This is a genomic window from Sphingobacterium sp. UME9 (genome assembly GCF_014170215.1).
Classification (GTDB): Bacteria; Bacteroidota; Bacteroidia; order Sphingobacteriales; family Sphingobacteriaceae; genus Sphingobacterium; species Sphingobacterium paramultivorum.
Genome location: NZ_LZZP01000001.1, coordinates 86532 through 112457 on the forward strand (window position 1 = coordinate 86532; position 25926 = coordinate 112457).

Below are 25926 nucleotides of genomic sequence, written 5' to 3' on the forward strand. Positions count from 1 at the left end.
AATTCACGAATATAAGTTTTTAGCCAAAATTAAACGATACTTCAGAATAATTATTTGTCTAGTTGCAAAAGATTATTAATAATTTCGGTGATGTTATCGATATCTTCACCATCTTCCAGCATAGAGAATGCAAGATAGGTGGCGTAGATTTCCGGACTGAATTTTACGTGCTTATCAGCAATAAACCTATCGATCTGTTCTTCATTACATTCAAAATTGATGCTCTGTAATTCATTGAAAAGATTGGTTGAAATGGTCTGATGATTTTCACCACAGGCAAATCCTGCAATGATATGGAATAGAAACTTATCGGTTATTTCGTCATCTTCCTTTTTGAACATAGCACGAATATGCTTATAATCGAATTTAGTTTTTGCGCTATTCACAATAGTGTCCCAAATCTGATACTCTGCTTTTGTCTCCATAGCTCGCTTTAAATTTATATTGGTATAACCAATATAGCAAAAATAATTTGATTTTTGGCAAGGATAATGAAACTTATTGGCCTACTCAAAGGAGCTGTAATAAGCGGATTATCTGTCGGTATAAAATTCACCAGATCCTCAGGTAAAGGACGAGATGTCAATCATGATGAATAACTTAGGCTTGTAATAAGGTGAAAACAATCTCTCCTAAGAAGCAACCTAATATAACGCCAAATAGAATCGACAAAATCACTTTTAACCATACTGGGCTTGTTGCTAAAATTAGTTTCATGCCGCAAAATTGCTTTAAAAATATGCTTGAATGAAGACTTTTCTCTTATTTAAAGCTAGCTGTGGCGATACGATGACATGAATTTTTGGCTTTGTGGTATGATAATTGAAAATTAATAGTTGAATTCGATTTTTTTAGTAATTTAAGTCGGAAAATGAAATTGTTGAAATAGCCTGATTTATAATTATGATAACACGAATAGTATTGACAATTGCTCTATTTACTTTAACAAAAGTTGGGCTTGGCCAACAGGTGAATATTGATAAAATTCGAAAAGAATATGCGGAGGCCGTGAAGGATGAGGATCTGTGTGAACATAATTTAGAGGTGCTGACGGAAGGTGCCAAATCACCGACCGAGAAAGTATATCTGGCCGCTTATCAAATACTTTTAGCGAAACATATAGGCAATCCTTTTAAGAAAGTTGGGCAGTTCAAAGAGGGCAAAAAGCATTTGGAAGAAGTGATTAAGGAAAATCCAAATCATATTGAAGCACGGTTTATACGTTGGAGCGTACAGGTGCATGCGCCTTCTTTTTTGGGATATAACAATAATATCCTTGAGGATAAAAATTTCCTTGTTAAAAATCTTTATAAATTACCCAATGAAGAGGCTAAATCAATTATTTATAATTATCTCAAAGGCGCAAATCCCTATCTTAAAGGTGGGCAAGTATTTAGCGCTACAGAGCTGAAGGAGCTAGCCCAATAGGACGTTAAAGGTTGTTAATTTGACAAGACTGTGGGGTATTTTGGCTAGAATATTGCGTATCTTGCTGTATGAATTAATTCAACATCTACAAAAAGAGTATATCATGAAGAATTTAGTTTTTCCAATGACTGTATTAACGGCCAGTTTGTTTGTTATCGGATGTGGTGTCAGCAAAAAGCAATATGCTGGTTTACAGTCCGACTATAGTAAATTACAAACGGAGCACAGTCAATTGACCAAACAATATCAGGATGGACAGCTTCAATTGGCTGAGGGTCGGACACGGATCAAGAGTTTAGAAGATCAGTTGGCCTCCGAACGACAAAATAATACGGATCTCCGATCGGCTTATGCTGCTTTGCAGAAATCGCTAGATAACAGTATTAATCAGAATTCACAGGGAAATATTAATATTTCCAAGTTGGTTGATGAAATTAACGCTTCAAATAAATATATTAAGCATCTTGTTGAGACGAAAAACAAATCCGATTCCTTGAATCTGGTATTGACCAATAATTTGACGAGATCGCTTAGCCGTGAGGAATTGCAGGAAGTTGATGTACAGGTATTAAAAGGGGTAGTTTATATCTCACTTGCTGATAATATGCTTTACAAATCCGGTAGCTATGAAATTAACGATAGAGCTGATCAGACATTAAGTAAAATTGCGAAAATTATCCAGGATTACAGAGATTATGAAGTATTGATTGAAGGTAATACCGATACCGATCCAATTTCTAAACCTAATATTCGGAATAACTGGGATTTAAGTACCCTGAGAGCCTCTTCTGTGGTACAGGCTTTACAAAATAAATATGGTGTGGATCCTAAACGCTTAACTGCAGGCGGTAGGGGAGAATATAATCCAATTGCAGATAATACGACCGCGCTAGGTAAGCAACGGAATAGAAGAACGCAGATTATTATCACCCCTAAATTGGATCAATTTATGGAGTTGATTGATAAAGCTCCGGAAGCTACCGAAGTACCATCGGCACAATAGATTTTAATGAGGTAAATAAAAAAATCCTTTCCGTTTTCGGAAAGGATTTTTTTATTATCCAAAGAATTTACTTGGATCAAAACCATGCTCTTTCAACACATCATCTGGTACACCATTCCAGACTCCGGGTTTATTTCCGGCATAGCCAATATCTTTTACACCTATTTCACTCGTGTAAAATCCTGAAGAAGTCAGGTTGCGCATCAATGAAAAGAAGGCAGCACCTTGTTTCATTTCCGGTTTTGCCAAATCAGGGTAGGCAATATCATCCACCAATGCAAGTTGATCTTTTGCACTGCATTTGATAAATACTGTTCCGTAACGCTTTTTGGATTGGAGGTCCAGCCAACGAAGTCCGCCGCGCATAGGGATTTTATTATCAGGCAAATCTTTTACGATAAATTCGATAAAATCGGGTACTCCCGCTTCCGAAGCGCTTCCTGAAATGTTATCCTTAGGAATAATAATATCAGCCAAAACAGTGATTGTAGCCATTTCATGTTCGTCAAAAAACTTTTCGGCGTATAATTGTTCCGTACGTTCGTATTCAAAATCTTGGACTCCAGGTAATTTTTTGCTATTGTCTGCTACTGCATTTTTAGCATCTTTTGAATTGCAAGCTGCGGTTAAAAGACCAGATCCAGCTGCAATTAATCCTAATGCTCTTAAAGATTCTCTTCTATTCATGCTTTTAACCGTTTAATTTTTTCTTTTCTTGAAGTATATATTCTGCTGTCCGCATTGATAAAGCGAGTATTGTCCAGGTCAGATTTTTGTCACCTTGTTGTACAAATGGTCCCGCATCTACGACGTAGAGATTTTTACAATCGTGCGCTTGTCCCCATTTGTTCAAAACGGAGGTTTTAGGGTCATTTCCCATTCTTGTGGTACCACCTTCATGAATAATTTTTCCGGGAGCTTCCAGTCCATACAATGTATCTGCTCCTGGTATTTTAGAAGTAATTACAGCGCCCATTTCGTGCATAATAGACTGAAATGTCTCTTGCATATGTTTGGCTTGTGCTATTTCTTCATTAGCCCATTTGTAGTTGAAACGTAGCACAGGAATTCCGAATTTGTCGACTTTATCGGGGTCAATTTCACAGTAATTGTCTTTTCTTGCCAATGCCGTTCCCCGGCCTGCCATACCTACATTTGCACCATAATAGCTACGGAAATCTTCTTTTAATGCGGTACCATAACCGCCTTTGGCTTTTGACTTCCCATCCGAATTTTTCGCAAGGTCATTTACTTTCGGTACCCAATTCAAAAATCCATAAGAGGGCATATGTAAACCACCACCATATTCGATGTGGTAACCTCTTGGGAAATTCAACTTGGCATTATCTTCCCACCATGGTGAATAAATATGGACACTTCCAACGCCATCCTCATTATAACGCTTCCTGTCAAGTAGTTGTGGTAAAAAGCCCGATAAACTGGCCCCTGTAGAATCGTGGAGATATTTTCCGACTAAACCGCTGCTATTACCAACACCCCCAGGATGCGATTTTGATTTGGAATTTAACATGATCCGCGCGCTTTCACAGGCGCTAGCACCCAAAATAACGGTTTTTCCCTTAACGGTATATTCTTGCAAATCCTTGGTGTTTACATAAGAAACACCAACTGCAATTCCTTCATCATTTGTAATGACTTCTCTTACCATTGCATTGTCTATCACCTTTAGGTTACCCGTTTTCATCGCTGGAATAACCAGACAAGATGAAGAAGAAAAGTCTCCATAAACTTTACATGCACGACCACATTGGCCACAGTAGAAACAGGTACCTCGATCTTTAATATCTTTTGATACTTCGGTTAGCACGGCTCCTCTTCCGGGAATCACTGGAACTCCAGCTTTTTTGGCACCTTTTGCAATATATAATTCGTTTAAGCGTGGCTTAGGTGGTTTCATAAAAATACCATCGGGTTCGTTATGAATACCTTCTGCCGTGCCATATATTCCGATCATTCGATCTACACGGTCATAAAATGGCTTAACTTCTTCATAAGTGATAGGCCATTCGTCTGTTACTCCATCCTTTGGCTTGAAATCGTCAGGTCCCATACGTAATGAAATTCGACCCCAGTGGTTGGTTCTGCCGCCCAGCATACGTGCTCTAAACCATTCAAATTCAGTTCCCGCTACCTTGCTGTAGGGTTCACCTTCGATTTGCCAGCCACCGAAGGCGGCGTCAAAATCCCCGAATGGTCTTGTGGTGCCGGCACCTCTTCTTGGGGATTCCCAAGGCCAGCGTAGTTGTAACGAATCTTTTGCTGGGTCATAAAAAGGACCTGCTTCCAGCATCAATACTTTAAGCCCCGCATGTGCAAGTATATAACCTGCCATACCACCACCTGCGCCTGAACCAACTACGATGGCGTCAAATAATTCGGGATTTTCTTTAATTTGATAATCTGACATAATTAAATGAAGTAATTAATTGAGAGGCCTGTGCGATACATCTGCCCTAAGGCTTAATATGTAAATGAGAAGGTTCAATTAATTTAATGGTTATTGTTTCATGTTTAAAATCATCGTGAATATATCGATAAAAATTCGTTTTTTTTAATTTAATTTATCGATTTAGCAGATTTTAAATAAAGAATATGGGATTGTTACAAAAGATACCGTGTTTTATTGAAATTTTAGGTAGTGCAGTCATTCACAACTGCGTTTATTCCGTTGCAACGAAATAAACGCAGTTGTGATTTACAGGTCTTTTAGTTTGATGACTTTGTTGATATGGATTTCCTGTAGAAAGACCTCATCATGTGAAATGACGAGTAGCGTACCTTTATAAAGCTGAATCGCTCGGGTTAGAATCCGGATATTTTGAAGATCTAAATTGTTTGTTGGTTCATCAAGAATAATTAAATCTGGAGACTGTTGCTGAATGGTGAGGCAACATAATATCAGACGCATTTTTTCACCACCACTCAATAGTTGGCAGGGTTTATCCCAATCGTCTTTTCCAAATAAGAACCGATTGAGCCTAATTTTGATCTCATGTTCAGGTAGCGCGTCGCTATTGAATTGCTGGGCCTGCTCGTAAATACTTAGATGCGAAGACAAAATGGAGTATGTTTGATCTAAATAGATCGAACGAAATGATTGGCGTTCAATTTTTCCTTGTACAGGTGTCAATTGGCCGAGTAGAAGTCTGACCAATGTCGTTTTACCAGATCCATTCTGTCCTTGTAGTGCGATACGATCTCCGCTGAATAATTGAAAGTTGATATTAGCTGGCCAGAGTCCTTGTGAGTCATACTTGAAATTGACATTTTCGACTTTGACCATACTCTTTCCGGTTGGAAAGGTACTGTTTCCTAAATCTATTTTAATCTCATCCAGTGCAGATTGTGAACCTCGGAGTTCCTGTAGATCGGATTTGATATCTCCAATTTTGTCCTGATGCACATTTTTTATCTTGGCGGTACTCTTTTCAGCATTGTTGCGCAGTGTATTCATCATGATGCGCGCCACACCTGCCTTTTCCTGTTTTTTTTGACCGCGGTTGTTTAATCTATTTTGGCGTTCGATTGTTTCTCTTTCTTTCTCCTTTGCAATTTTGATCGCCCTTTCCTTGTGGTGGATATCTTGTTGTAACGCATGGCGCTCGGTCTCTTTTTGAGTTTCGTAAAAGGCATAATTCCCCCCATACCGCTTAATGCCCATTGGGGTCATTTCGGCCATGTCATCCAGTAAATTAAGCAGGGTTCTATCGTGGCTGACAATAATCACTGTGTTTTTGCTTGATTGAATCCAATCGTATAGTAGCGTTTTGCTATCCATATCCAAATGGTTGCTGGGTTCATCAAGAAGAATAAGTTCGGATCGGTGAATGTGAATTCCGGCCAATAAGACTTTTGTTTTTTGTCCACCACTAAGGGACGACATCTTCTGTGTCAACTGGATATCGTGCAGATCCCATTGCTCGAAAGCTTCTTGGCAGCGTTCCTCCAAGGTCCAATCATCTTGAAGTCTATTGAAATTTTCTTCAGACGCATCGCCAGCTAATATGGCGTGGAGTGCATTTAATTTTTTGGCAATGCCAAGTGCTTCGGCGACTGTATTATCCTCAAATTGTCCCACAACTTGAGGGACATAATAGGTGCTGGTACTGACTTGTACGCTGCCACTGGAAGGCAATAGTTCTTTGGCAATCAGTCGCAATAAAGTTGATTTACCGACACCATTGTGGCCGATGAGCGCTATTTTCTCTTGCGCATTGATGTGTAGATTTATGTTCCCAAACAATAAATCTTTATTCGGATGTATATAAGAAAGTTGTTGTAATGAAAGCATGTTGAAATTCTTTAAATGTTAGAAAAGACCATTTGGACAGGTATTGTCAATGGATGGTATTTATTTCGTTCTAAAGAATTTTAATCTTACATGCAGTTTTAAGGATGTTGAGAGAAGCAAATATAGCCTTTTTATTTTGATGACGGGAAAGTTTTTGAGGAATAGTCAAATTGTTTATTTTTCTACTATTTGCTTCGGACAAATTGTACTTTTGAAAAAACGAATATTGTGAATAGAGTTCTCCTTATAGATGACGAAGAGAAACTTCGGAAATTGATGGCCAAAATTATTAGCCTGGAAGGTTTTGATGTGATTGAAGCTGCTGATATTAAATCGGGGTTGAAAAAGCTTGAAGTCAGTGACGTGGACGTTGTACTTTGTGATGTCAAACTACCTGACGGTAATGGGGTAGAAACGGCCAAATTAATTAAAGAGCGGTATCCAATTGTAGAGATTATTCTATTGACAGCATACGGGAATATACCGGACGGTGTTCGGGCGATAAAAAATGGTGCTTTTGAATATATTACCAAAGGAGATGACAATAATCGCATTATACCCCTACTTTATAAAGCCAGTGAAAAGGTTGCATTGGCAAGAAGGGTACAACAGTTAGAAAAGCGATTAGGAGATAGACTTTCTTTCGATAAGATTATTGGAAAATCTAGTGCAATAAAGGCTGCCATTGGCATGGCACAAAAAGTTGCTGTTACAAATACAACGGTCTTGCTCACAGGCGAGACTGGTACCGGTAAGGAGGTTTTTGCACAGGCAATCCATCAGGCGAGTTCCAGGAGAGCGCGTAGTTTTGTGGCCATTAACTGTGCCGCATTTACAAAAGATCTGCTGGAAAACGAGCTGTTTGGTCATAAATCCGGTGCCTTTACCGGTGCTACTAAAGATCAGCGGGGTTTATTTGAAGAAGCACATTTGGGGACTATTTTTCTGGATGAAGTCGGGGAGATGGCTGTGGAACTTCAGGCCAAAATTCTCCGTGTTTTGGAAACGGGCGAGTTTTTAAAAGTAGGTGACTCCAAACCAACGAAAGTGGACGTACGCATCATAGCCGCGACCAACAGAAATCTCGAAACCGAAATTGCATCTGACCATTTCAGGAGTGATCTATTTTATAGGTTGTCCGTTTTCACGATTGAATTGCCACCACTGCGTGAGCGCATTGAAGATATAGCAACTTTGGCACAATACTACGCTGATATCTTTGCTTTAAAATCCAACTTGAAACCCTTGCGGATGACCCCTGAGTTTGTGCAGGCATTGGAAAGTAACCTATGGCGGGGAAATATCCGTGAACTGAAAAATGTGATTGAGCGCAGTGTGATTTTGAGCGAGGGCGGCATATTAGGTGTTGAGGGCCTTCCTTTCGGTGAACGTGACTATAGAGAAGGGGCAAGCGTCTTATCAAACTTTTCAATGTCCAATATGGAGAGGCAACATATACAACGTGTATTGAAACATACGAATGGAAATAAAGCTGAAGCTGCTCGATTGTTAGAAATTGGCATAGCTACCTTGTATCGAAAAATTGAAGAATATAAAATCCAATGAAACTTAAAGCAAAGCTGACATTTGGGGTAGGATTTTTATTTTTTATGATCTTACTGCTTGCAATAGTGAGTGGGTATTATGTTTATCGATTAAAAAAAGATACCAATAATATTTTAGTCGACAATTATAATACGTTGCATTATTCCAGAAATATGCTGTTGGCCTTGGAAGATCTTCATACGAATGGGAAGAGCATTGCGCTATTTGAACATAATTTAAGCCTCCAAAAGCGCAATGTAACTGAGCCTGGAGAACGAGCGGTGACCGAACGTGTAGATCATCACTTTTTGAGTTTAACGAAACAGCTGAAAGATTCTACAATTGCTGCTGACTTACACAAAGATATATTCCAGCTAATGTATCTTAATATGCAGGCAATTGAAAATAAAAATAACATCGCCAATGCAACAGCCGAAAAAGCTATTTTGGCGATCTCCATTGTAGGTGCGATCTGTTTTATGATTGCGTTTGTATTGCTTGTCAATCTCCCCCTGGCCATTGCTGGCCCAATTGTACAATTAACCGATAGTATTAAACAGATTGCTGCTGGGAACTATAAAAGGAGACTTCATTTTAAGCGAAAGGATGAATTTGGAGAAGTGGCGCAATCGTTCAATACAATGGCTCAAAAACTCGAGGAATATACGGAAAGTAAATTGGGTAAGATCTTGCAGCATAAAAAGAGAATTGAAGCGCTTATTGATAATATGCATGATGCCGTTATAGGGATAGATGAGGAAAAAAGAGTGCTTTTTGCAAATGAACCCGCTTGTTTGCTCTCGGGGTTAAAACACGCAGAATTTGAAGGGCAAAAATTAGCGGAAATAGCATCTTCCAATGATTTGATTCGTAAGCTTCTCGATAGGATCAACGCTTTAAACCAGCAATCCGAGCATCTGGGTTTGGTTCAGATCTTTGCCTATGGAAAAGATAACTACTTTGAACTGGAGGTCATTGACATCAATGTTGTACCAACGGGAGAGGAGAGTTCGCAGTTTATTGGACAATTTATTTTGTTGAGGAATGTGACAAGTTTTAAGGAACGTGATGTCGCAAAAACAAATTTTATTGGAACGGTATCTCATGAACTGAAGACACCAATCGCATCAATACGTATGGGGATCCAATTGCTCGAGAATAAGCGGATTGGGGAGTTAAATGAAGAACAAAAAGACTTGCTTGAAGGAATTGCTGATGATACAGAGCGGCTTCTGAAAATTACGGGGGAACTTTTGGATATTGCACAAGTGGAGAGCGGTACCATTCAGATGAAGCTGAATCCGGCGACAATCGGACCGATTATAGATTATGCCCTTTTAGCCAATCGTTCAATGCTTGACCAAAAGAAAATTCGACTACAGGTTGACCTGGAAGAGGAACTGCCGATGGTTTTTATTGATAACGAGAAGACCGCATGGGTATTGACGAATCTACTGTCCAATGCAATTCGTTATTCCGATGAAGGGGGGGCGATTTGTCTTGCTGTCAAAAGAATGGGGGCCAGGGTGCTTTTGCGTGTTGAAGATCAGGGACAAGGAATCCCGGTACAATATTTAGCGAAGATTTTTGATCGGTATTTCCGTGTTCCGGGGGGTACAAAGGAAGGAACGGGCTTGGGTTTAAGCATAAGCAAGGAATTTATAGAAAGCATGGGGGGAGAGATTGATGTGCAAAGTGTTTTTGGAACTGGAAGTGTATTTTTCGTTTACCTTCCTATTGCACCGCTTAAACAATCCACTTAAAAAAAGGAAGAGCTCAATGAAAAGCTCTTCCTTTTTTGCTTTACGAGAGATTGAAAGATCCTGCAGCTTGCTATGCAGAGGCTGTAGGATCGGCACCCGCTAAAGTTTTATTTCATTGTCATCGATAAGTTTTGCATCACGTGTATTTTTTTGTACTGCGATAGCTGAAAAAATACTCAACGAGAAGGACATTGCATAGAATCCTTTTTCACTTAACAGCAGATCCGCGTTCCATAGTCCTACAGTTAATAGCACGACGGCGGCAATTGTTGCAAACCAGCTTAAACCATAGTACAATTCGGTAACAGCTAGTCCTTCTGCTTTATCTCTTACACTTTTTTGAACGGAGATAACCGCAAATAGCGCAAATAGTAAAATTGTAAAATAATACCCTTTTTCATTTAATGCCATTGTTGCATTCCATAAGCCTACACAATAGCCAACGGTACCAACCAATAATGCGGTCCATGAGGCCCCGATAAATGCTCCTGTTGGTTTAAATGGATTTCTTTTGTCTAAATTTCTTTCAGCCTTTTTTTCTTCAATCATGTTTTTTAGCGGTTCCATAATTTTCTTGTTTTAGTTTTAATTTGTTGTTGTTTTTATGATTCAAATATCGATAGGAACTAATTATTTTAAAACTTGAATTTATAAGAATACTGACGATATAATATTGTTTAATATATTTGTTTAATTCTAAATTTAAGCTATGGCGGACGCGATATCGGATCTACTATTATTATTGAATAAGGATGATATTAGGGATTTTAAAACCTTTTTGAAACAAAAGAATAAGCGAAATGATGTGAAAAATATCAAGTTACTTGAGATTATAGAAACTGATGATATAAATAAGCTAAAAAAGTTATATGATCCCAGTAAAAACCGGGATGCTTATCACGCATTGAGGAAAAGGCTTCATGATAGTCTTTTGTTTTTCCTTTCAAATAAGGTTTTTGAACGAGAAAACAGTGAAGCCCACGAAGCGTTGAGATTATTTGTTGTGGGTCGTTTTCTATTGGAAAGTCAGTTCATTAAGATTGGATTCAAATGCCTTCAACGGGCTGAGGACAAGGCTCTTGTTCTGGAGCAGTTTAGTTTGCTGAACGAAATCTTGCAAATCAGACTACAATATGCACATTTAGATTTGAATGTCAATTTAGAATTGCTTATCGATCGTTTTACCGAAAATCAGCAAAAGTTGCAGCAAGAAGCAAAATTTCAGATTGCTTATGCGCTGTTGCGTTCAGCATTGCAGGATATTCATTTGAAAGCAAAAATAATTGATATCAATAAGTTGATTTTGAGTGTGCTGAGTAAATACAGTATTTCTTTGGATGATCTCTTATCATTTAAATCACTCTATCAACTTTTGTATATTGCAAATGAGTATGCCGCAATACATCAAAACTATACACTGGTTCGTTCTTTTTTAAAAACAGCAGACAATTTTTTGATGAAGTATGATGAACAATCGGCGCATCAGCTATTTTACTATCTTCATATTTTGTATTATCTGGCCAATTTTAATTTGAGGAATGGATTCTTTAACGAGAGCATCGTGTATTTAGAACGCTTGAATGAAGTTTTATCTCATGGAAACGCGGTTTTTCGAGCCCAGTTTCAGTTACGGTGCCATTTGTTGATGGCATTGAATTTCCATTACCTCGGCGATGGAATAAAAGGTCTTTCCGTGTTGAGGGCGGGGATTAAACAAGCCGCACCAAAATCAAATGAGGTTGATCTTGCAGATCTACAGTTGTGTTTGATAATGTTTTTAACGCAATTTGAAGATAAAACAGCATTGATTGAGCTTCGACAGTTGATTCGAACAGATGCTTGGTACGAGAAGAAAATGGGCATGTTGTGGACGATTCGGAAGAGTCTGCTCGAAATTCTGATCCATATTCAATTCGATCACATCGATTTGGCAACCTTGAAATTAAAAAGCTTTGTCGGTAGGTATAAAAAATACTTGCTGAATGTCAAGGAAAACAGAGTGATTGATTTTGCCAAATTGATAGAGAAATATCTTTTAAATCCAGCAGTTATTCAAGGGAAGTCCTTTCGGGCAGCTGTTCAGGCTATGGCGGAAGACAAAGAAAATAAGGATTTATTTGTTATGGGATTTATTGCTTGGTTGAAAGCTCTTATTGTATCTCAAAGTCCGTATCAGGTTTTATTGAACTTGATCAAAGAAAATAGCTGGTGATCAAAGAAGATAGCCGGTGATCAATAATGAAGGTGATCAATAATAAATATGTAAGACGATTTGTTTCTTTGAAGAGTCAATCAGGTTCTGTAGTCTTTTGTAGAATTCGACGTTTACCATAGGACAGCCTTCACTGAGACATACTGGATCTACTTGTTCATCGTAAGGCATGCGGTCATATTTGTGTAGAACGATGTTTCTAGCATATGCATTGCTATTGGAGCTATCTAAGCCATATAATTTATATGCTTTTCCAAATTTACCGTTATACGAGCTGCCGATAGCATAACTACCTAGCGATGTCGCATGAGAGTTATCTGTATTGCTAAATTGCAAAAGATTCTTTTTTCCGGTTTCGGATCCGGATCCATGCGCCACTAGCCCTTGATCTTGAATCCGATCTGTTTTTAGATCTACGACAAAAAAACGATTTCTTCCCGAGGGTCTTTTCATATCCAAGAGAAAGGATATGTCACTATTATACTTTTTGTTGTTTATGATGCGTTTTTTTACGTTCTTTATTGCCATCGTATAGCGAAAGGCGTCTGAAGGAGTATTTTCTTCCTTATCAACAACGGCTAAAAGCGTGTTTTTTTGAATGGTTTTGTATGTGATAAGGCCAATTCCAAGGATAATAACCAAAAGAATGATTTTATTCATGTAAATAAAGCATATTTTATAAGGTACTTTTATTGAATCTTATGTCTGCTGTTCGAGAGACCTATTCTATTTGTTTATAAAATCGTTCGAAGGTTTTCCAGTATTTATCTTTGTAGATGCTATAATCAATTTGAAGATTGTCCCTGTATTCTTCGATTAATCGATCAATCGTTCGTGAGGCTTTTCGAAATTCTGTACAAGCCAAGTAAATTTCCCTGAGGTTATCGGCAGTTTCTCTGCCGATATTAAGAAATCCAATATCATTTGGAAGACTGTCCATTAATTCTTCTTCAAATTTATCCATTAAGTCGTAGTTCTCCTGATCGGGCATGCCATTGGTTGCTGTTCCGTCATAGCTAATCTTTAATGTAACTATCCAAGGGTGAGAAGATTTTCCATCCCAGTCTAACAACGTTGTATTTACGATAGCAAAGATAGGTAAGTCGTTCTCCAGGATGCCTTCAAAAGCAGTGTATGTGTCATCTGCGGTCCGGTGTCTAACGTCGGTATATTTTTCCACAAATTCCTTTTCTCGCCAGATCAAATAGTCTTTTAATTTAAGTAGAGGAATCAGCTCTTCTGTTGCGAGTTCTTTTGAGGTTACATTCAAGTTGTCTATGGCTATGATCGAGTTCAATTCACCAATGTAATTGTCGAGAAATATTTCTATCCCATGGGAAATATTGGCTTTGTTCTCTTCCGTAAAATCGGGGTGAACAATAACAATATCGACTTCATCCGGATGGTATCTATGTTGAATGGGGTAAAAAAACATATCCTTGATGTCAAAAGTGAATCCATACATCGTGATTTTGAATTTTTCCATATCCGCAATAGCGGGTTTTAATGCAGTAAATTTCCAACGCGCTAATGCTGGAGCAGACGCGATCAGATGTTCTACGAACGCAACGTTTTTGATGACACCATCTGGGGTAACTACAAGTTCTGCGGTGTCATCATCGTACATTCCCGTTAAGAAATACAGTTCCTTGCGAAGAGCATCGATCTTCGGCGAAAGTTTGCTGAAAAAATTCTGATCAATTTGTTCTCCATTCTTGACGATTTGAAAAAATGCGTGTTCGTTTTTTGTAAACCAATCCCAAAAATCCGCTATACTGTCCTTTTTATTTTCTTTTTTACCAAAAATATTGTTCAAAAATCCCATAATTAATAGCTGTTTGATTGAATCATCAAAGTGCGTATCTGTTTCTTAAAGTGTTTTTTATAACAACAGAGGAGAAAATGATCTGAATGAAATAATCATGAATACCTCTGCTCCTAAATTTAATTATATAATTATAATCCGGCAAGGGAATTTAAGTTTAAAAATAATTGGACAAACAATTGCGTATGGAGTTTGTTAGGATTATTGTTGAATTATAAATTAAAATTGGTCTTATGAAATTTAGCAAATTAACATTTTGTCTATTGGCAACTACAGTTGTGCTTTCCTTTACGGCTTGCAAATCAGGTTTATCTGACGAGAAGTTGGAAGAAAAGATCGAAAATGCACTTACCGGTCGTAAAACCGTGGACGTCGACGTTAAAAAAGGGGAAGTTATCTTAAGTGGTACGGTTGCTTCCGAAGAAGAAAAGCAACAAGTGGAGTCTATTGCTAAAACAGCAGGCGATAAGGACATCAAGTCTATTCAAAACAATATTATCGTTAGCGCCCCAGTGTCGTCGACTCCAGCTCCTATTGAGGTATCCAATAATGATGCGGTGCTTGGAGCAGCAGTGAATACGTTTATGAAGGATTTTCCTACGGTACAGGCAAGTGTAAAGGATGGTGTGATCGCTGTTACAGGTACTTTGGAGCAACCTAAGATAATTACCTTAAAACAAGGTTTGGATAACTTAAATCCCAAGAAAGTGGATCTAAGCGGTATTGTTGTCAAAAAATAAAATAGTGAAATTATGTCATTGCAGGAAAAATATAAGGTTCTTTTAGATACGGCACAATCTTCAGGTGTAAATGACCTGAACTATGCCGAAATGGATGGAGTATTGCAAATTCGTGGTACAGCACCAACAGCAGATGTGAAAAATAAGCTCTGGGAAATCTACGGTAATATAGATCCTAATTTCCAAACCGGAGATGTGGTTTTAAATGTAGATGTGGCTACGGAAGTGCCCGGAAGCCAGGTGAAAGTGATAACAGAAAATAGCAATTTGAACATTAGAAAAGGCCCTGGTACAGACCAGCCTATCGTGGGAAAAGCTGCTAAAGGAGAAATCATCACATTGATTAGTAAGGCTAATGATCAATGGTGGTTGGTCAGAACCAAAGATAATGAAGAAGGGTATTGTTATGCACAATATTTAGAGTCTGTTTAGTTCTCGAATGTTATTCGCATGATGGGTACCAGTACCAATTGGCTTTGAAAAAAGGGGAGTTATTGATAAATAACTCCCCTTTTTTCATTTCACGATTAAGCTTGTCTGTTCTGTAATATGGAGGTACTACAGCATCTATCGTATTGGGGAATTATTTGGAAAATCAACCGTATTTTAATTTTTGGTGTAATAATTGTATTACTATGATTGCAACAATTTTATTACATTATGTCGAAATCACGTTTTATCCTATTATTATGCTTGTGTTTAGCTGTTCAGTTGGGAGTTGCACAAGAGTATGTTCGTTTGGACAAAGATCGTTATCAATTGCATTTGTCGGAATATCCAAAGGATACAATCCGGGTACTTGAAAATGGTAAAGAAACGAAGTTGAAACAGGGTAAATATATTCTGCAAAAGAATCAATTTACGGGACTTTCCAATGCATTTATAACGATTAATCAGGATGGCATCGTCGATGGTGATTTTAAAATTGAAAAAGATGGGCGTACCGGTGATGTTATCGTAAGACATGGTGTATTGCAGCAAATGACTGTGAAATCTGCTGCATTACCAGACTTTCAATACACCATAACGGATAGTTCAAGTGTGCAGCGTAATTTTAAGAATGGGAAAATCAGTCAAGAAAAAACGGTATTCTACCGAGCTGCAAATAGTGGTAAAAAAGTGACAAAAGTCTTCTTTGATAATTACTATACGGTTGAAAATGATTTTGACCATACCCGAGCTGACTATCGATTAGACAATACCTTAATGTACAGCGCCAAATTGAATTGTGGTGGGCAGATACAGGAATCAAAGTCATTTGATACCAATGGTCAATTACTAAAACATACTTATCGGAAAGCTAAAATTGATTACACTGATCTGTATCAGAATAATAATCTCGTTGAGCGGAAATATAACCTTAATAACTGCTTTTACCACGAGTATTTTAAGAATTCATTGTTAGTGCAAAAGGTCGTGGAGAAAAAGGATAAAGGGAATATAGAAAAGTATGTTTATAATGGAGCCGGAAAATTGATAAACAAAAATACCGGCGGATAATTTAAAAATGCATATCGAATCAAGTATGGATGCTAATATTTTGCATTTTAAAAATATAGCGCTACCTTTGTCAAGCAATGAAGAAAATGAACAACATATTACGTCTCCCATTTTTCTTTAATTATTATCGCCCGATAATCGTTCGGGACCCCTATGCCTATTAAATTAAGAAATTCAAATTATTATTTATAGCTAAGCCCGAACATAACGTTCGGGCTTTTTTTATTTTATATAACACCATGTTAAAAGAGTTAGAAGAAAATATCGAGATTATTTTACCGAAGGAGGGACTTGCGTCGAAGTTGAAGGAGGCTGAAGAAAAGAACCGACCATTGATTATAAAACTTGGTTTTGATCCAACAGCGCCGGATCTTCATTTAGGGCACGCTGTAGTGTTAAAGAAACTACGGCAGTTTCAGCAGCTGGGGCACGAAGTCGTGATCCTCGTTGGTAGTTTTACAGCTCGGATCGGCGATCCTACAGGAAAAAATAAAGCCCGTAAACCTTTATGCCAGGATGCGATAGCGCACAATGCGGCAACCTACATTGCGCAACTGTCTAAAATTATTGATGTTTCAAAAGCGAAAGTTGTTTTTAATGGAGACTGGTTGGATCAACTAAATTTTACAGAAGTTATCCAGCTGGTATCGAAAGTCACTGTCGCTCAATTGATGCAGCGGCATGATTTTAATAAGCGTTTTAACGAAAACCAATCAATAGCCATGCATGAATTGCTTTACCCGATATTGCAGGGCTTTGACTCTGTACATGTCAATAGTGATATCGAAATGGGTGGAACGGACCAACTGTTTAATTGCGCGATGGGCCGGCAGCTACAGGAATCTTTTGGACAGGATCCACAAATAGTACTGTGTATGCCCTTGTTGCGCGGGCTGGACGGAAAAGAAAAAATGAGCAAATCATTAAACAATACGATCGGTCTTTTGGATGAACCGAATGAAATGTTTGGTAAAACCATGTCTATTCCTGATCATTTAATTCCAGAATATATTGACTTGACAACTGATTTCAATCAGGAAACCAAACTTGGCATGAAGACCCGTATTGAAATGGGCGAAAATCCAATGGAAATTAAGAAACTTATTGCACATAATCTAGTTGCCCAATACCATGGCGACGAGTTTGCGATGCGTGCGGTTGATTTTTTTGTTAAGCAATTTCAGAGCAAGAAATTAGAAGAAAAGGCTTTTGAGGAGGTGTCGGGTCAAGTATTGCGCGCACAGTTTGGTGAACAGATTAAACTGGTCGATCTATGTCATTTCCTAAAGGGGGCAACAAAGTCAGCGATGCGAAGATTGATTATAGGCGGTGCAGTGCAGATCGATTCAATAAAACAGCTGAATCCGGATCTGATGCTTGATTTGAATACGTGTTTTAAAATTAAATTAGGTAAAAGAGCTTATTTTAGAGTTATCTAGTAAGGTTTGTGAGGGTATACTTTTTTAATATTTTGCTAAAAATAGTGAAATAACATCGTGGTTCTTTCTTAAACCATAAATAATTTCTACCTTCATATAGGAGTCTCATACTTTATTTTCATACCAATTATAGATGGAAACATATAATAACATTGTTTTGGAGCGGTTGCCCAAACATTTGAAACGCTATGTAGTAGCCCAACGATATGAACGTTACACCGCGCTGGATCAAGCATTGTGGCGTTATGTCATGCGTCAGAATTATTCTTTTTTGAAAGATGTAGCCTATTACCCCTATATTCCGGGATTGAAGAAAGCAGGATTATCCATTGCGACCATCCCGAACCTACAGGACATGAACGATAGTCTAAAATTAATTGGCTGGGGGGCTGTGACTGTGGATGGATTTATTCCGCCGGCTGCTTTTATGGAATTTCAGGCGCACCGCGTACTAGTTATTGCTGCAGACATACGTCAATTGGAACATATCGAATATACACCGGCACCAGATATTATTCACGAATCTTCAGGACATGCACCTATAATCGGTGAGCCAGATTACGCTACATACTTGCAATACTTTGGGGAGGTTGGTACGAAAGCACTTTCTTCGGGCAAAGATTTTGAACTCTACGAAGCTATTCGCCACCTATCTATTTTAAAAGAACACGCTACAACAACGGCGGTTGAGTTGGCGGAAGCAGAGAAAAATTTGCAGATCATTCAAGATAATATGGGCGAGCCTTCGGAGATGGCATTGTTGAGCAGGTTGCATTGGTGGACTGTGGAATACGGACTTATTGGAGATCTTCATAACCCCCAAATTTATGGAGCTGGTTTACTGTCTTCCATTGGAGAAAGCGCAAGCTGCATGCAGGAAGATGTGCCTAAGTTGGCGTATGGTTTAAATGCAATCGAATATCCTTATGATATTACCAAACCACAACCACAGCTATTTGTTACACCGGATTTTGAACACCTAAAGCTAGTATTGGATAAATTTGCTGATACCATGGCTTTTCGCGTAGGGGGCAAACAGAGCCTTGACAAGGCAATAGACTGTAAAGCTGTTTGCACTGTGGAATATAGTTCTGGTTTGCAGGTGTCGGGCGTTTTTAAGTTGGCCAACGCGGATAAAAATCTCTCTTATATTCAAACACAAGGACCTACAGCTTTGGCGGTAGCAGGTAAACAGCTTGAAGGCCACGGTATAGTTTATCATAGCGAAGGGTTTGGCTCTCCAGTAGGACACTTGCGCGGTGCAGATCGTAACTTAGCCGATTTTGATGAAGCAACATTGATTCAATATGGTATAGTGGAAGGGCAGCAGTGTTCGTTAAACTTTGCTTCAGGGATTATTGTATCGGGAATTGTTCAAAAGATTGTACGTCAATTTGGCAAGATTGTTTTGATTTCATTTATAGGCTGTGAGGTATACCGTAGCGATAGGGAAGAGGTGTATTTTAAACCTGAATGGGGAACATACGATATGGCTGTCGGAGCGGAAATAGTATCTGTATTTGCAGGCGCTGCAGATAAAGATGCCTATGATGCGCTGGAAGAGCATTTGGATCAGGATCTATCTACAATACCTACCGAAACGGAAGATGTAAAACTAGTGAATTGTCATGCTGCGATACGGAATTTGCGGGACAACGGTTTTGATCAGAAAGTATGGCTGGAGATTTTCAGTCAATTGGGATCGGAAAATGCAGATCATTGGTTAGGTTTGGTTGAATTATTTGAAATTGCTCGGGCTAATGATGGAGGGGAATTAACTACGCAGGCCGAACAGAGGCTCTTGGAATTTATTATCCTATATCCAAATTTGAAAAAACTGATTGACGATGGATTACGTGTTGCTAAGGAGGAAGATTTAAATAATCACTAAAAAGTATTATATGTGAAATTGGCTGTAAAAAAGGCGATATAAAAAAAGAGAGCTATTAAATCTATGTAGAGCTCTCTTTTTTACTGTCTATTTAAGCTATGCCTGCAAAAGTATTTGCCAGGCTTCATTAAGTTTGCCTGCATCTAATAGTTGGGCAGCATATTCGTGAATTTTTTGTGTGAACTTTGATGGGCTGTCTTCAAAGTTTAGCTTCAGATAGTTGAAGTACTTATCTTCTTGCTGTGGGTCTTTTAATGTTGGTCGTGTTTCTACATTAGCCAGCAACCCCAGGTGATTTCCGGTTAATACATTCGAAAATCTAATTTTTTCTGGAAGTTGGTCTATGCCAATTCCCAGGCTACGGAGGGGCTTCGGTACAATAAATAAGTTTTCGTCGGTTACGCGACAATACCAATCACCACCGAGCCGGGCTACCAGATCCAAATCTTTTTGTTGAATGGTATTGTTCTTGCCCAACAAGTGTTTATGGACATGCATATAGAGGATCTCGGCAATAACGAGATTTCCAGCTCCTGGCTCATCGCTTAATGCGACAACCTCTCTGACCCGACATTCCAGCTGGATTGGGGATTCGGCTACACGAGGTGGTGCAACTCGAATAGAGGGGATGGGCGTAAAACCCGACTTATCAAATTCATTTATTTCCTTGCCATATTCGGTACTGGCAAGTGATTGTTGCTGGACCATATCGTAGTTAACAATATTGATGACAACTTCATTAACCTCCTGTATATTATCCAATGTATGTTTGGTACTACCATCACGCATGCGTCGCAATGGAGAGAAAACACAGATTGGCGGCTGATGGGACATCAGGTTAAAATAGCTGAAGGGGCTTAAATTTATGTTCCCATTGCTATCGATCGTGCTTGCAAAGCAAATTGGCCGCGGTGCAACAGCATACTTAATTAAATTATCTATAATAGCTTTGTCTTTAACAGATTCAAAGGTGATGGTTTCAAAGGAAGAGGTCATATCCGTAGATTTATGAATGGTATAATACAATAGAATTGGAAAGTTTTCCGAGCGCCGTGATTTCTAGTTCAATCTCATCGCCAAGGTCGAGCCATTGGTCTTTATGATTAGGATCCGCTATGCGTGCCGTGCCATTGAGCTCAAGAAAGCAGCCTGTTCCGACTGTCCCAGAACCGATTATATCACCAGGGGAAATTTGTACACCATAGGAAACCCGTTCAATAATTTCTGCAAAAGTCCAGTGCATACTCGCAAAATTACCCGCTGAGACTTGCGTGCCGTTTACTTTACAAGTCATATTAAGCTCATAACAGTCGCCAATATGTCCTGCCGCAGGTTGAACCTTATAAGGTTCCAATTCATCCTTTGTCACCAAGTAAGGACCAATTGCTGTTGCAAAATCTTTGCCCTTGGCAGGGCCCAAACTCAATTTCATTTCCTCCATTTGAAGTTTTCTGGCACTAAAATCATTCATAATCATATAGCCAGCAATATACTCATCCGCCTGAGCGGCAGGAATATTGATTCCTGGTTTGTTGATGACTATTGCAATTTCTAGTTCAAAATCCAGTTGATTTAAATGTAAGGGCATACATTGAACAGGACCAGGTCCCTGTATGGACTGATGGTTGGAGAAATAGAAAACGGGAAATTCATCAAATTCGGGGATCATATCTAATCCGCGGTTTCTTCTTGAGGTTGCGACATGCTGTCGAAAAGCGTAAGCATCACGAAAAGATGTTGGCTGTGGCACGGGGGCGATAAGTTGGATATCGTCTAGTAGACGATAGGGCCTGTTCATAGCTCCTTGACGCAAGGCTGTTTCAAAGATTTGTAGCTGATTCATGGTATCTTCGCCACCTTTGAGGAAGTCCGACATCGTTGTGGGAAGGTTTTGATCGATGACTGAGCAACTATAAAAGCGGTCGTCTATAACAATGCCCAATTCTTGTTGACCATTTTTAGTGCTAGTGACAATTCTCATATATGAAGTGTTCTATTTGGTTATTCAATGTTGTTAGCATTCGACACAAATATATTGTATAAGATTTGAAAAAAATATTTCTTCTCTTGAAAATAGAAAAATATTCTTACCTTTATTAAAGCATTATAAACTATAAAAAATGATCAATCGTGGTGTACATCGCTTTGCGTCCTCCATGCCCTATGTTGCTTTTAATAAAGCAATCATAGCTGATATCGTTTTTGCACAATACTAATCTTCTCTTTTACTACTTGCCGATAGTTCTATTGGCAATTTGGATATTCATTTAATTTTATAACCGTTTAAATCGTAGAATTATGCCATTTTATGTTAAACAAGGGCAAATTCCAATGCAGCGACATACTGTTTTTAGAAAGCCCGATAACACGCTTTATGCCGAGGAATTAGTATCCACACATGGTTTTTCCAGTCTTTATTCCTTGGTGTACCATTGTCATCCACCCACACTCGTTAAACAAATAAGAGAGCCTTATGATGTGTCTCCCCGGATTGCCCGCGACAAACATCTTAAACATACCAGTCTAAAGGGATTTCAGGTACAGGCAAAAGATGACTACCTCGAAAGCAGGACACCTGTGTTGGTTAATCAGGACTTACATATATCCTTAGCAGCTCCCCGTCGGTCGATGGATGACTATTTTTATAAAAATAGCCAGGCAGATGAGATTGTCTTCATCCATCAGGGCATGGGAAAACTTAAGACTGGATATGGGAGTATCCCCTTCAAGTATGGAGATTATTTGGTAATCCCTCGAGGAACGATTTATCAAATGGAATTTGAACAGGAAGATAATCGATTGTTTATTGTTGAATCATTCTCTCCCGTACGTACGCCCAAACGTTATCGCAATGAATTTGGTCAATTGATGGAACATGCGCCCTTTTTTGAGCGGGACATTCGGGTACCTCAAAATTTGGAAACTTTCGATGAACTGGGTGACTTTGAAGTGAAGATCAAGAAGCAAGAGATGATTTATCCATATGTTTATGGGAGCCATCCATTTGATTTTGTTGGTTGGGATGGCTATCATTTTCCATGGGCATTTTCGATTCATGATTTCATGCCGATAACAGGTAAATTGCATCAACCGCCACCCGTTCACCAGACCTTTGAAACAGATAATTTTGTATTATGCAGTTTTTGCCCTCGTATGTATGATTACCATCCTCATTCGATTCCTGCTCCATATAACCATAGTAATGTAGATTCAGATGAAGTCCTATATTATGTGGATGGTGATTTTATGAGTCGAAAATCCGTGGAAAGGGGACAGATAACGTTACATCCAGGTGGTATACCGCATGGACCTCATCCTGGGACGGTAGAAAAAAGCATTGGGCAAGTGAAAACCGAGGAGTTGGCCGTGATGATCGATCCTTTTCGACCATTGATGTTGACCCAAGAAGCACTCGATATAGAAGATCCAGATTATTATAAATCTTGGATGAGTTAGGAAAAATGAAAGAATAACCTTTATATAAATTATGGCAAATACATTTGCAGAAAAGATTGCCCAAGCGCAAGATTTTCTACCTATTAATGGCACAGATTATATTGAATTTTATGTTGGCAATGCCAAACAGGCCGCACATTATTACAAAACAGCTTTTGGTTTCCAGTCGGATGCGTATGCCGGACCTGAGACAGGCGTTCGAGACCGGGTATCTTACGTGTTAAAACAAAATAAAATACGTTTAGTGCTTACCACGGCGTTGAAATCTGACCACCCTATAACAGAACATGTTAAAAAACATGGTGATGGTGTCAAAATATTGGCGCTTTGGGTAGATGATGCACGAAAATCATTTGAAGAAACAACAAATAGAGGGGCGAAAGTCTATCAGGAACCACAACTTCTGAAGGATGAAAATGGAGAAGTTTGGACCGCAGGCATTTATACCTATGGCGAAACGGTCCACATGTTTGTTGAACGCCGCAATTATTCTGGCCCGTTTATGCCAGGATATGAAAAATGGGAAAGCGATTACAATCCAACGGAAACTGGACTGCTTTATGTTGATCATTGTGTGGGTAATGTTGGCTGGAATAAGATGAATGAAACCGTAAAATGGTATCAGGATGTGATGGGGTTTGTCAATATTTTATCTTTTGATGACAAGCAAATTAATACAGAATATTCAGCTTTGATGAGTAAAGTGATGAGCAATGGAAATGGTTTTGTTAAGTTTCCGATAAATGAGCCTGCCGAAGGAAAGAAAAAATCGCAGATAGAAGAATACCTTGAATTTTATGAGGGTGAAGGTGTACAGCATGCGGCTCTAGCAACCAAAGATATTGTGGCCACCGTGCGAGAACTTAAAGCAAGGGGGGTAGAATTTTTGGGTGCTCCTCCCGAAGCATATTACGATATGTTGCCCGAACGAGTTGGAAAAATTGATGAAGAGATACGGATCATCCAAGAACTGGGTATTCTAGTTGATCGTGATGAAGAAGGTTATTTGCTGCAAATTTTTACAAAACCGGTAGAGGATAGACCGACTTTATTTTATGAAATCATCCAACGTAAGGGGGCACAAAGTTTTGGAGCAGGAAATTTTAAGGCTCTTTTTGAAGCAATAGAACGTGAACAAGAACGCCGAGGGAACTTATAGAAGTATGGAAGGGATGAAGGAATTATTGCGGGCTTTTGAGCATAAAAGTCCGGAAATTGTTTTCGAATGGAAAGATAGTGAAACTGATGCCAGGGGATGGATTGTTATCAATTCCTTACGTGGAGGTGCTGCTGGTGGGGGGACCCGAATGCGGGCTGGATTGGATAGGCATGAGGTAGAATCTTTGGCAAAAACAATGGAGGTCAAATTTACGGTATCTGGCCCTGCAATAGGGGGGGCAAAATCTGGAATTGATTTCGACCCACATGACCCAAGGAAAAATGAAGTTTTAGAACGTTGGTTTAAGGTTGTCACACCGCTATTGAAAAACTATTATGGGACAGGTGGAGATTTGAATATTGATGAAATTCATGATGTAATCCCGTTGACGGAAGAATATGGACTATGGCATCCACAAGAAGGCATTTTGAATGGTCACTTTAAGGTGAATGAAAGCAATCGTATTCATCAAATTGGACAATTGCGTTATGGGGTTTCCAAAGTATTGGAAGATAGCTCCTACAGCCCAGATCTGAAGCGCAAGTACAAAGTGGCAGATATGATCACGGGATATGGCGTGTCAGAGTCAATTCGTCATTATTATGAACTTTTTGGCGAAAATTGCTTTGGGAAGCGAGCGGTAATTCAAGGTTGGGGTAATGTTGCTGCCGCTGCGGCATTTTATCTGTCTAAACTTGGTGTAAAAATAGTTGGTATAATTGATCGAGTCGGCGGACTGATCAATCCGGAAGGATTTGGAGAGGAAGATATTACCCGTTTGTTTTTAGAGCGCAAAGGCAATGAGCTTTGTTCTCCGGATTTGATTTCTTTTGATCAGATACAGAAAGAAATATGGAGCCTGGAAACGGATATTTTTGTGCCTGCTGCGGCCTCCCGCTTAGTGTCAAAGGATCAGATCCAACACATGATAAATCATGGGCTTGAGGTGATCGCTTCAGGTGCCAATGTACCATTTGCAGATCAAGAAATATTTTATGGGCCTGTTATGGAATTCGCAGATCAGCATGTTGCGGTTATACCTGACTTTATTGCCAATTGTGGTATGGCGAGAGTATTTGCTTATTTAATGCAACGTAATATCGAAATTAGTGATGATGCAATTTTTTCGGATGTTTCCAGCGTAATTTTTGAAGCATTAAAGAAAATTAGGTCGGTTTCTTCCAAAAAGACGCATATATCATCCAGAGCATACGAAATTGCATTAAAGCAGTTGGTGGAAACCATTAACGAACTATAAGAGGCTGAACTCTAATTTGCTTTTGCTATAACGCTATAAAAAAAACACTTGAAGCGGGGAACTTCAAGTGTTTTAACTAACCAATTATTAACCTAAATTTATGAATGCTTAAAACAGTGCAATACCTATGCCAAAACTTATTTTCTTAGCATGAACATATTGTCATTTTTTTGTTATTAAAATTTCTGCCTGAAATTTGATTTTTTTGAAGTTTTGTTGAAAGATCAAAATAGCGTAGACTAAAAACAAATTTCATCCTGCAGTTTTCAAATACTGGTCCGCTTGATGAAATTTTTTGTTTTTTATTTGCCTTAAAGTGCTGATAAACAAAAACTCCCGAAGCGGGGAGCAACAGGAGTTTTCCTAACCAATTATTAACCTAAATTTATGAAAAG

General features: G+C 38.8%; 22 protein-coding genes. 13 read left to right on the plus strand and 9 right to left on the minus strand.

The features are described from left to right. Positions 1-50 precede the first annotated feature (50 nt). Entirely contained in the window at positions 51-425 is a 375-nt protein-coding gene (locus A9970_RS00380; protein WP_153846155.1) for a hypothetical protein, read from the minus strand. Positions 426-903: 478 nt separating this feature from the next. Here A9970_RS00380 and A9970_RS00385 point away from each other — a divergent pair, with 478 nt between their 5' ends. Both A9970_RS00385 and A9970_RS00390 read left to right on the plus strand, forming a co-directional pair. Then, a complete protein-coding gene (locus A9970_RS00385) occupies positions 904-1428 on the plus strand; it encodes a hypothetical protein (RefSeq protein WP_120334876.1) in 525 nt (174 codons plus the stop codon). Between the two features lie 103 nt (positions 1429-1531). Continuing rightward, entirely contained in the window at positions 1532-2431 is a 900-nt protein-coding gene (locus A9970_RS00390; RefSeq protein WP_153846156.1) for an OmpA family protein, read from the plus strand. Between the two features lie 54 nt (positions 2432-2485). Here A9970_RS00390 and A9970_RS00395 read toward each other — a convergent pair whose 3' ends face one another. From A9970_RS00395 to A9970_RS00405, 3 genes are all read right to left on the minus strand, one after another. Continuing rightward, on the minus strand, positions 2486-3118 hold the full coding sequence (locus tag A9970_RS00395) for a gluconate 2-dehydrogenase subunit 3 family protein (protein ID WP_182980924.1): 633 nt from the start codon (positions 3116-3118) through the stop codon (positions 2486-2488). A 4-nt stretch (positions 3119-3122) separates the two neighbouring features. Then, the gene (locus A9970_RS00400; RefSeq protein ID WP_120334875.1) at positions 3123-4859 is read right to left on the minus strand and encodes a GMC family oxidoreductase; all 1737 of its coding nucleotides are present in this window, start codon (positions 4857-4859) and stop codon (positions 3123-3125) included. Between the two features lie 288 nt (positions 4860-5147). Further along, on the minus strand, positions 5148-6743 hold the full coding sequence (locus tag A9970_RS00405; RefSeq protein ID WP_182980925.1) for an ABC-F family ATP-binding cassette domain-containing protein: 1596 nt from the start codon (positions 6741-6743) through the stop codon (positions 5148-5150). A 228-nt stretch (positions 6744-6971) separates the two neighbouring features. Here A9970_RS00405 and A9970_RS00410 point away from each other — a divergent pair, with 228 nt between their 5' ends. Then, on the plus strand, positions 6972-8309 hold the full coding sequence (locus tag A9970_RS00410) for a sigma-54 dependent transcriptional regulator (protein WP_182980926.1): 1338 nt from the start codon (positions 6972-6974) through the stop codon (positions 8307-8309). Further along, positions 8306-10051 carry an ATP-binding protein gene (locus tag A9970_RS00415; protein WP_182980927.1) on the plus strand — a complete coding sequence of 582 codons (1746 nt, stop codon included), beginning with the start codon at positions 8306-8308 and terminating at the stop codon, positions 10049-10051. Before A9970_RS00410 ends, A9970_RS00415 begins: the two co-directional genes overlap by 4 nt. Positions 10052-10150: 99 nt before the next feature. Here A9970_RS00415 and yiaA read toward each other — a convergent pair whose 3' ends face one another. After that, positions 10151-10618 (minus strand): inner membrane protein YiaA, encoded by a 468-nt coding sequence (gene yiaA / locus A9970_RS00420; RefSeq protein WP_046675653.1) that lies wholly within the window; start codon positions 10616-10618, stop codon positions 10151-10153. Between the two features lie 142 nt (positions 10619-10760). Between yiaA and A9970_RS00425 the strand changes: the two genes are divergently transcribed. Beyond that, positions 10761-12263, plus strand: coding sequence for a hypothetical protein (locus A9970_RS00425; protein ID WP_182980928.1), 1503 nt, complete (start codon positions 10761-10763; stop codon positions 12261-12263). 36 nt (positions 12264-12299) lie between these two features. Here A9970_RS00425 and A9970_RS00430 read toward each other — a convergent pair whose 3' ends face one another. Both A9970_RS00430 and A9970_RS00435 read right to left on the minus strand, forming a co-directional pair. Next, positions 12300-12923 (minus strand): murein L,D-transpeptidase catalytic domain-containing protein, encoded by a 624-nt coding sequence (locus tag A9970_RS00430; protein WP_159729022.1) that lies wholly within the window; start codon positions 12921-12923, stop codon positions 12300-12302. 61 nt (positions 12924-12984) lie between these two features. Further along, entirely contained in the window at positions 12985-14088 is a 1104-nt protein-coding gene (locus A9970_RS00435) for a DUF695 domain-containing protein (protein ID WP_182980929.1), read from the minus strand. 233 nt (positions 14089-14321) lie between these two features. Here A9970_RS00435 and A9970_RS00440 point away from each other — a divergent pair, with 233 nt between their 5' ends. The 5 genes from A9970_RS00440 to A9970_RS00460 all read left to right on the plus strand — a co-directional run bounded on the left by A9970_RS00440 (position 14322) and on the right by A9970_RS00460 (position 19658). Next, the gene (locus A9970_RS00440; protein ID WP_088160876.1) at positions 14322-14828 is read left to right on the plus strand and encodes a BON domain-containing protein; all 507 of its coding nucleotides are present in this window, start codon (positions 14322-14324) and stop codon (positions 14826-14828) included. Positions 14829-14840: 12 nt separating this feature from the next. Then, positions 14841-15260 (plus strand): SH3 domain-containing protein, encoded by a 420-nt coding sequence (locus A9970_RS00445; RefSeq protein ID WP_046675658.1) that lies wholly within the window; start codon positions 14841-14843, stop codon positions 15258-15260. A gap of 228 nt (positions 15261-15488) precedes the next feature. Next, positions 15489-16328, plus strand: a complete 840-nt coding sequence (locus A9970_RS00450; protein ID WP_182980930.1) for a hypothetical protein — start codon at positions 15489-15491, stop codon at positions 16326-16328. A 239-nt stretch (positions 16329-16567) separates the two neighbouring features. Continuing rightward, positions 16568-17767, plus strand: a complete 1200-nt coding sequence (gene tyrS / locus A9970_RS00455) for a tyrosine--tRNA ligase (RefSeq protein WP_182980931.1) — start codon at positions 16568-16570, stop codon at positions 17765-17767. A 133-nt stretch (positions 17768-17900) separates the two neighbouring features. Then, positions 17901-19658: an aromatic amino acid hydroxylase gene (locus A9970_RS00460; protein ID WP_182980932.1), complete on the plus strand. Its 1758-nt coding sequence runs from the start codon at positions 17901-17903 to the stop codon at positions 19656-19658. Positions 19659-19754: 96 nt separating this feature from the next. Here the strand turns inward: A9970_RS00460 and A9970_RS00465 are convergent, their stop codons facing one another. Together A9970_RS00465 and A9970_RS00470 are read right to left on the minus strand one after the other, a co-directional pair. Continuing rightward, positions 19755-20654 (minus strand): flavin reductase family protein, encoded by a 900-nt coding sequence (locus tag A9970_RS00465; protein WP_182980933.1) that lies wholly within the window; start codon positions 20652-20654, stop codon positions 19755-19757. Positions 20655-20664: 10 nt separating this feature from the next. Then, positions 20665-21639, minus strand: coding sequence for a fumarylacetoacetate hydrolase family protein (locus A9970_RS00470; RefSeq protein ID WP_159729008.1), 975 nt, complete (start codon positions 21637-21639; stop codon positions 20665-20667). Between the two features lie 317 nt (positions 21640-21956). Between A9970_RS00470 and A9970_RS00475 the strand changes: the two genes are divergently transcribed. The 3 genes from A9970_RS00475 to A9970_RS00485 are packed head-to-tail and all read left to right on the plus strand — an operon-like array spanning position 21957 to position 25531. Beyond that, positions 21957-23114, plus strand: a complete 1158-nt coding sequence (locus tag A9970_RS00475; protein ID WP_182980934.1) for a homogentisate 1,2-dioxygenase — start codon at positions 21957-21959, stop codon at positions 23112-23114. 31 nt (positions 23115-23145) lie between these two features. After that, positions 23146-24273, plus strand: coding sequence for a 4-hydroxyphenylpyruvate dioxygenase (gene hppD, locus A9970_RS00480; protein WP_153846175.1), 1128 nt, complete (start codon positions 23146-23148; stop codon positions 24271-24273). Continuing rightward, positions 24245-25531, plus strand: a complete 1287-nt coding sequence (locus A9970_RS00485) for a Glu/Leu/Phe/Val dehydrogenase dimerization domain-containing protein (protein WP_310889252.1) — start codon at positions 24245-24247, stop codon at positions 25529-25531. The genes hppD and A9970_RS00485 overlap by 29 nt, the downstream gene beginning before the upstream one ends. Positions 25532-25926: the final 395 nt, after the last annotated feature.